This window comes from Actinoplanes regularis (genome assembly GCF_900188005.1).
Taxonomy (GTDB): Bacteria; Actinomycetota; Actinomycetes; order Mycobacteriales; family Micromonosporaceae; genus Actinoplanes; species Actinoplanes regularis.
In genome coordinates this window covers 95,079-102,766 of sequence record NZ_FZNR01000029.1, presented here as the reverse complement: position 1 = coordinate 102,766, position 7,688 = coordinate 95,079, and the positions used below count along the sequence as shown (strand labels likewise).

Annotated in this window: 1 protein-coding gene and 1 pseudogene; both read right to left on the bottom strand. The window is 72.2% G+C overall.

Annotated elements, in window-relative coordinates; all coding sequences use genetic code 11:
• Positions 1-2,043, bottom strand: a pseudogene (locus CHC09_RS40625) (type I polyketide synthase); the annotation flags it as partial.
• Between the two features lie 135 nt (positions 2,044-2,178).
• On the bottom strand, positions 2,179-7,539 hold the full coding sequence (locus tag CHC09_RS40620) for a type I polyketide synthase (RefSeq protein ID WP_089298599.1): 5,361 nt from the start codon (positions 7,537-7,539) through the stop codon (positions 2,179-2,181).
• Between the last annotated feature and the right edge of the window lie 149 nt (positions 7,540-7,688).

Sequence of the window (7,688 nt, the reverse complement as noted above, 5' to 3'; positions counted from 1 at the left end):
CGACTCCGGCAACCCCACCGACGCCATCAACCCGCTACCGGCCAACACCGTCAACACCCGCGAACGCACCGCCACCACCCGCGCGGCCTCCGCCAGCGACAACAACCCAGCGACATGAGCCGCCGCGATCTCACCCTGCGAATGACCCACCACCGCAGCCGGACGAACCCCGACCGACTCCCACAACCGCGCCAACGCCACATGCACCGCAAACGACACCGGCTGCACCACATCAACCCGCGCCAACAGCTGCTCATCAGCCAACGCCGCGTAGAGGTCCCAATCCACATGGGGAGACAGCGCCTGCGCACACTCGGCCAGAGCCGCCGCGAACACCGGCGACTCCTCCACCAGCCCGAGAGCCATACCAACCCACTGCGCACCCTGACCCGGGAACACGAACACCGGACCACGACCCGCGACCACCTCGACCGGAACAATCTGCCCCAGCCCGGCCAGCAGCTCCTCACGGCTCGACGCGACCACAGCGGCCCGCACCGGCATCCGGCCACGCCGCGTCGCCAACGACCACGCAACATCCGCCGGCACCACACCCGCATCCGCGCCGACCAACTCCGCCAAACGCCCAGCCTGCCCCTGCAAAGCCACCGACGAACGCGCCGACAACCCCACCAACACCGGACCCTCAACCGGCACCACCTCAGCCGGCACCACCACCGGAGCCTGCTCCAAAATCACATGCGCGTTCGTCCCACTGATCCCGAACGACGACACACCCGCCCGCCGCGGCCGACCCACCACAGGCCAATCACGAGCCGCGGTAAGCAGCTCGACCGCACCCGACTCCCAATCCACCTGCGAAGTCGGCTCGTCAACGTGCAACGTCCGCGGCAACACCCCATACCGCATCGCCATCACCATCTTGATGACACCACCGACACCCGCCGCAGCCTGCGTATGCCCGATATTCGACTTGAGCGAGCCGAGCCACAACGGCTCACCACCAGCCCGATCCTGGCCATACGTCGCCAGCAGCGCCTGCGCCTCGATCGGATCACCCAACGTCGTACCCGTGCCATGCGCCTCCACAGCGTCCACATCGGAGGCGCCGAGCCCGGCATCAGCGAGCGCCTGCCGGATCACCCGCATCTGGGAGGGGCCGTTCGGCGCGGTCAGGCTGCTGGAGGCGCCATCCTGATTCACCGCGCTACCCCGCACCACCGCGAGCACGTTGTGCCCCAGCCGCTCGGCGTCGGAGAGCCGCTCGACCAGGAGCAGGCCGATACCCTCGGCGAAGCCGGTCCCGTCCGCGCCCGATGCGAACGAGCGGCAGCGGCCGTCGGCGGAGAGGCCACGCTGGCGGCTCAACTCGACGAAGACGTCGGGTGTGGACATGACGGTGACACCGCCGGCCAGCGCCATCGAGCACTCACCCCGACGCAGCGACTGCACCGCAAGATGCAACGTCACCAGCGACGACGAACACGCCGTATCCACCGTGACCGCCGGACCCTCCAGGCCCAGCGTGTACGAGACCCGGCCGGACGCCACGCTGTACGCGTTCCCGTTGCCGATGTAGCCCTCCAGGTCGGCCGGGGTCGTGTCCACCCGGGTCGCGTAGTCCTGGTACATCACGCCGACGAAGACGCCGGTCTGGCTGCCCCGCATGGTGGCCGGGTCGATGCCGGCCCGTTCGATGGCCTCCCAGGAGGTCTGCAGGAGAAGCCGCTGCTGGGGATCCATCGCCAGCGCCTCACGCGGGCTGATCCCGAAGAACGCCGGGTCGAAGTCGGCGGCGTTGTCGATGAACCCGCCGCCGGTCGTGTAGTAGGTGCCGGCCGACTCGGGATCCGGGTGGTAGAGCCGGTCCAGCGGCCACCCGCGGTCATCGGGAAACGCCGAGATCGCATCGCGGCCGCCGGCGACGAGGTCCCAGAGCTGCTCGGGCGAGGACACCCCCGCGGGGTACCGGCAGCCGATGCCGACGATGGCGATCGGCTCCGCCGCGCGCTCCTCGGTCTCGCGCAGACGCTCCTTGGTCTGGGCCAGGTCGGCGGTCACCCGCTTGAGGTATTCGCGCAGCTTCTGCTCGTTCTCCATGCTCTCAGCCTGCTGGTCGGGCCGGGCCGGGCACACCCCTAGCGCGCCCCTGCCGCCCCCGTATGCGCAGCGTTCCCGGGCGGCCGGAAAGGCCACCCGGGAACGCCGTGCGCGGGCTCAGGCGAGCGAGTCGATGAAGGCGAACATCTCCTCGTCGCTGGCGTCGTCGAGCTTGCCGGTGAGGCCGGCGTCATCGGTGTCGCCGAGGCGTTGCAGCAGGGCCTGCAGCCGTCCACGTACGCCGCCGCGGTCCTCGTCGGTCATCGGCTCGGCCAGGAGCGTCTCCAGCCGGTCCAGTTCGGCGAGGGCGGGCACCGCCGGCGGCTTCGGGCCGCCGGCGGGCAGCCGGTCGAGCAGGTGCCCGGCGACCGCCGTGGCGGTCGGATAGTCGAACACCAGCGTGGCCGGGAGTTTGGCCCCGATCGCATGGCCGAGCCGGTTGCGCAGTTCCAGCGCGGTGAGCGAGTCGAAGCCGAGATCGATCAGGCCGCGTCCGGCGTCGACGGCGTGCGGCCCGGCGAAGCCGAGGACCGAGGCGACGTGCATGCGCACCAGGTCGAGGACCGCCGCGGCGGCCTGGTCCGGCGCGAGCGAGGCGATCCGCTTGCGTAGCGCCTCGGCCTCGGACGCCGATCCACCACCGGCGGCCGTGGCCCGGCGGCCCGATCCGCGCGCCACGAGGCTCCGGAGGGCCGGCGGTACTCCGTTGCCGGACGCCCGGGAGCGGAGCCGGGTCAGATCGAACCGGGCCGCCACCACCGCCGGATCCGCAGTGGCCAGGGCCGCGTCGAACAGTGCCAGGCCGGTTCCGGTGTCCATGGCGGCGATGCCGGAGCGCCCCATCCGCGCGACGTCCGCGTCACCGAGCTTGCCGGTCAGTTCGCTGCGCTCGGCCCAGAATCCCCACGCGACGGAGGTGCCGGGCAGCCCGAGCGAGCGACGGTGGCCGGCGAGCGCGTCGAGGAACGCGTTCGCCGCCGCGTAGTTCGCCTGCCCGGCGCTGCCGAAGGTGCCGGCGCCGGAGGAGAACAGCACGAAGGCGGCCAGGTCGCGGTCGCGGGTCAGCTCGTGCAGGACGACCGCGGCGTCCACCTTGGGCCGCAGGACCGTGTCGAGGCGGGCCGGGTCGAGCGAGCCGACCACGCCGTCGTCGGTGACACCGGCGGCGTGCACGACGGCCCGGATCGGGTGGGCCGCGAACAGCTCGGCCATCGCCGCCCGGTCGTCGGCCGCGCAGGCCACGATCTCGGTCTCGGCGCCCAGCTCGGCGAGCTCGGCGCGCAGCTCGGCGGCGCCCTGGGCCGCCGGACCGCGCCGGCTGGTGATGACCAGACGGCGTACGTCGTGCGTGCTGACCAGGTGCCGGGCGATCTGCGCGCCGATCGTGCCGGTGCCGCCGGTGAGCAGCACCGTGCCCTGGTCGAGGCCGGCGGGCCGGTCCGTGACGGCCGACCGGGCGAGACGCGGGACGAGCAGTTCCCCGTCCCGTACCGCCAATTCGGTCTCGCTGTTCAGCGCGCCGGCGACGGCGGTCCAGGGGATCGCGCCGCCGTCCCGGTCGAGCAGGCCGAATCGGTCCGGGTTCTCCGCCTCGGCGGAACGGACCAGACCCCACACCGCGGCAGCGGGCAGGTCGGGCCCGCCGGCGACCGCACCGGTGGTCACCGGCACCAGCCGGGAAGCGGCCAGCCGGTCGTCGGCGAGCCACCGCTGGACCAGGACGAGGACCTCGCCGACCGTGTCGCGCACCGCCGTGGACAGCTCCCCGTCGGCGCCGGTGACCGGCGCGAACACCACGTCGGGAGCCTCGGCACCGGCCTCGATCGCCGCAAGCAGCGCGTCCAGATCGTCGTACCCGGGGGCCGCGGAGAGCCCGAGGTCGTCCGCCCCGAGCACCGCCCAGGGTCCCGGCTCGGCGGCCGGCGACTCGCTGACCGGCGTCCAGCCGACCGTGTGCAGGGCCGTGGCGGAGGCGGCGCGTAGCTGAGCCTCGGTGATCGGCCGCAGGGTCAGCGCGTCGACCGACACGACCGGCGCTCCCCCGGCGTCCGCGGCGACCAGGGCGACCCGGCCGTCCGGCGACGGGGTGAGCCGCACCCGCAGCGTGGTCGCCCCGGACGCGTGGACGGTGACGCCGCTCCAGCTGAACGGCAGCTGCACGGTCGTGCCCGTGCTGCCGAGGGCGTGCAGCGCCGCGTCGAACAGTCCCGGATGCAGCACGAACCCGGCGGCCTTGACGTCCGGCGGAAGTGCCACCTCGGCGTAGATCTCGGTGCCCCGGCGCCACGCGGCCCGCAGTCCCCGGAAGGCCGGTCCGTACTCGTAGCCGCGCTCGGCCAGGTCGTCGTAGCCGCCGCCGAGGTCGATCGGCTCGGCGCCGGCCGGTGGCCAGGCCACCAGGTCGAAGCCGGCCGGGCCGGATTCGGCGGCGAGCAGGCCGGACGCGTGGGTGACCCACTCCGCGTCGTCGCCGGCGCGGGAGTGCACCGCGACCTCGCGACGGCCGTCGCCGTCCGGCGAGCCGACGGTGACCTGTACCCGCACCGCGCCCTCGGCCGGGATCACCAGGGGGGCGAGCAGGGTCAGTTCGTCCAGGCGCCCGCAGCCGACCTCGTCGCCGGCCCGGACGGCCAGTTCGACGAAGGCGGTTCCGGGCAGCAGCGCGGTGCCGAGTACGGCATGGTCGGCGAGCCACGGGTGGCTCTTGCGCGACAGCCGGCCGGTGAGCAGCACAACCTGGTCGGAGCCGGCCACCGGAACGACGGCGCCGAGCAGCGGGTGCTCGGCCTGGCCGAGGCCGGCGGCCGTGACGTCGGCGGTGCTGGACGTTCCCTCGAGCCAATACCGCTGGTGCTCGAAGGCGTACGTCGGCAGGTCGACCACCCGGGCGTCCTCCGGCAGCACCGTGTCCCAGTCGACGTCCGCGCCAGCGGCGTAAGCCTCACCGGCCGAGGTCAGGAACCGGCGCCAGCCGCCCTCGTCCCGGCGCAGCGTGCCCACCACCCGCGCACCGGTATCCGCCAGCGGCACCGAAACCACCGGATGCGCCGAGACCTCGATGAACAACCCGAACCCGTCAGCGACCAGCACGGACGCCGCATCAGCGAACCGCACCGGCCGACGCAGATTCTCAAACCAGTAATCGTCACCGAACGACTCGACCCACTCACCGGTCACCGTCGACAACATCGGAACCGTCGCAGAACCCGACGGCACCCGCCCGAGTTCCTGCAGCAGCTGCTCACGCAGGGACTCGACCATCGGCGAATGAGACGCATAATCCACTGCAATCAGCCGCGCCCGAGCGCCAGCCGCTTCCGCATCGGCGACCACCTGGCGCACACCGTCAGGCGTACCCGCGATCACCGTCGAGTCGGCGGCGTTCACCGCCGCCACCGACACCCCGTCCGGCAGCGACAACGCCGACTCCGGCAACCCCACCGACGCCATCAACCCGGTACCGGCCAACACCGTCAACACCCGCGAACGCACCGCCACCACCCGCGCGGCCTCCGCCAACGACAGCAACCCAGCGACATGAGCCGCTGCGATCTCACCCTGCGAATGACCCACCACCGCAGCCGGACGAACCCCGACCGACTCCCACAACCGCGCCAACGCCACATGCACCGCAAACGACACCGGCTGCACCACATCCACCCGCGCCAACAGCTGCTCATCAGCCAAAGCCGCGTACAAATCCCAATCCACATGCGCAGACAGAGCCTGCGCGCATTCGGCCAGAGCCGCCGCGAACACCGGCGACTCCTCCACCAGCGCCAACGCCATACCGACCCACTGCGCGCCCTGACCCGGGAAAACAAACACCGGACCACGACCCGCCACCGCCTCGACCGGCACCGCCGCACGCAGACCCGCGACCAGCTCCTCCGCCGACGAACCAACAGCAACCACCCGATGCCCGAACACCGCACGCGACGACACCAGACTCCGCGCGACATCCACCGGCTCGGCCTGCTCGGCTGCCGCGATCAACCTTTCCACCTGGCCGTCGAGCGCGCCCACCGACTTCGCCGACACCACCCACGGAACAACCGGAGCACCGACCTCACGCTCGGCTTCCACGAGCGGCGGCGCCTGCTCCAAAATCAGATGAGCGTTGGTGCCGCTGATCCCGAACGACGACACACCCGCCCGTCGCGGCCGGTCCACCGCGGGCCAGTCGCGGGCCGCGGTGAGCAGCTCGACCGCGCCGGAATCCCAGTCCACCTGCGGGGTGGGCTCGTCGATGTGCAACGACTGCGGAAGGGTGCCGTGCCGCATCGCCATGATCATCTTGATGACGCCGCCGACGCCGGCGGCCGCCATCGCGTGGCCGATGTTCGACTTGAGGGAGCCGAGCCACAGCGGTTCCCCGCCGGCCCGGTCCTGACCGTACGTCGCGAGCAGCGCCTGCGCCTCGATCGGATCACCCAACGTCGTACCCGTGCCATGCGCCTCCACGGCGTCCACGTCGGACGGCCGCAGACCGGCGTTCTCGAGCGCGGCCCGGATGACCCGCCGCTGAGCCGGGCCGTTCGGCGCGGACAGGCCGTTGGAGGCGCCGTCCTGATTCACCGCGCTGCCCCGGATCACCGCGAGCACGTTGTGACCCTTCGCCAGGGCCTCGGAGAGCCGCTCCAGCAGCAGCACGCCGACGCCCTCGCCCCAGCCCGTACCGTCGGCGGCCGCGGCGAACGGCTTGCACCGGCCGTCCTGGCCGAGCCCACGCTGGCGGGAGAACTCCGTGAACGCGCCGGGCGTGGCCATCACCGACGCCCCACCGGCCAGCGCCATCGAGCACTCACCCCGACGCAGCGACTGCACCGCCAGATGCAATGCCACCAGCGACGACGAACACGCGGTGTCCACACTGATCGCCGGACCCTCCAGCCCGAGCGTGTAGGCCACCCGGCCGGAGGCGACACTGGCGGCCCCGCCGTTGCCGAGGAACGCTTCGAGATCGTCCGGTACGACCCGCAGGCCGGACGTGTAATCGTTGTGGATCACGCCGACGAACACGCCGGTGCGGCTACCGGCCAGCGTGCCCGGGTCGATACCGGCCCGCTCGAGGGCCTCCCACGACGACTCGAGCAGCAGCCGCTGCTGCGGATCCATCGCCAGCGCCTCACGCGGACTGATCCCGAAGAACGCCGGGTCGAACAGCGCCGCGTCGTGCAGGAAACCCCCCTCACGCACGTACGACGTACCGGCGTGCTCCGGGTCGGGGTCGTAGAGACCCGGCACGTCCCAGCCACGGTCGGCCGGGAACGGCGTCATCGCGTCCCGGCCCCGCGCGACCAGCTCCCACAGCTGCTCGGGTGTGTTCACCCCGCCGGGGAAGCGGCAGCTCATGCCGACCACGGCGATGGGTTCGCCGCCGGCTTCGACCAGCCGGCGGTTCTGCTGCTTGAGACGCTCGGTCTCCTTGAGCGACGCGCGCAGGGCGTCGACGAGCTGCGCATTCGAGGTGGTCATCAATGGCTCCAGGTGCGTCGGGTCAGGAGTCGGACGAGCTGAGCGCGAGCTGGATCAGCGCCGCCGCGTCCAGGTCGTCCAGGGAGTCGTCGTTGCCGGGCTCGGCGGTCTCGGTGACGCCGGCCAGGGCGAGCAGCGTGTCGAGGACC

What these genes read in the sequence shown, in the direction of transcription:
- CHC09_RS40620 (WP_089298599.1), bottom strand. Translation starts at nt 7,539, where the DNA reads ATGACCACCTCGAATGCGCAGCTCGTCGACGCCCTGCGCGCGTCGCTC.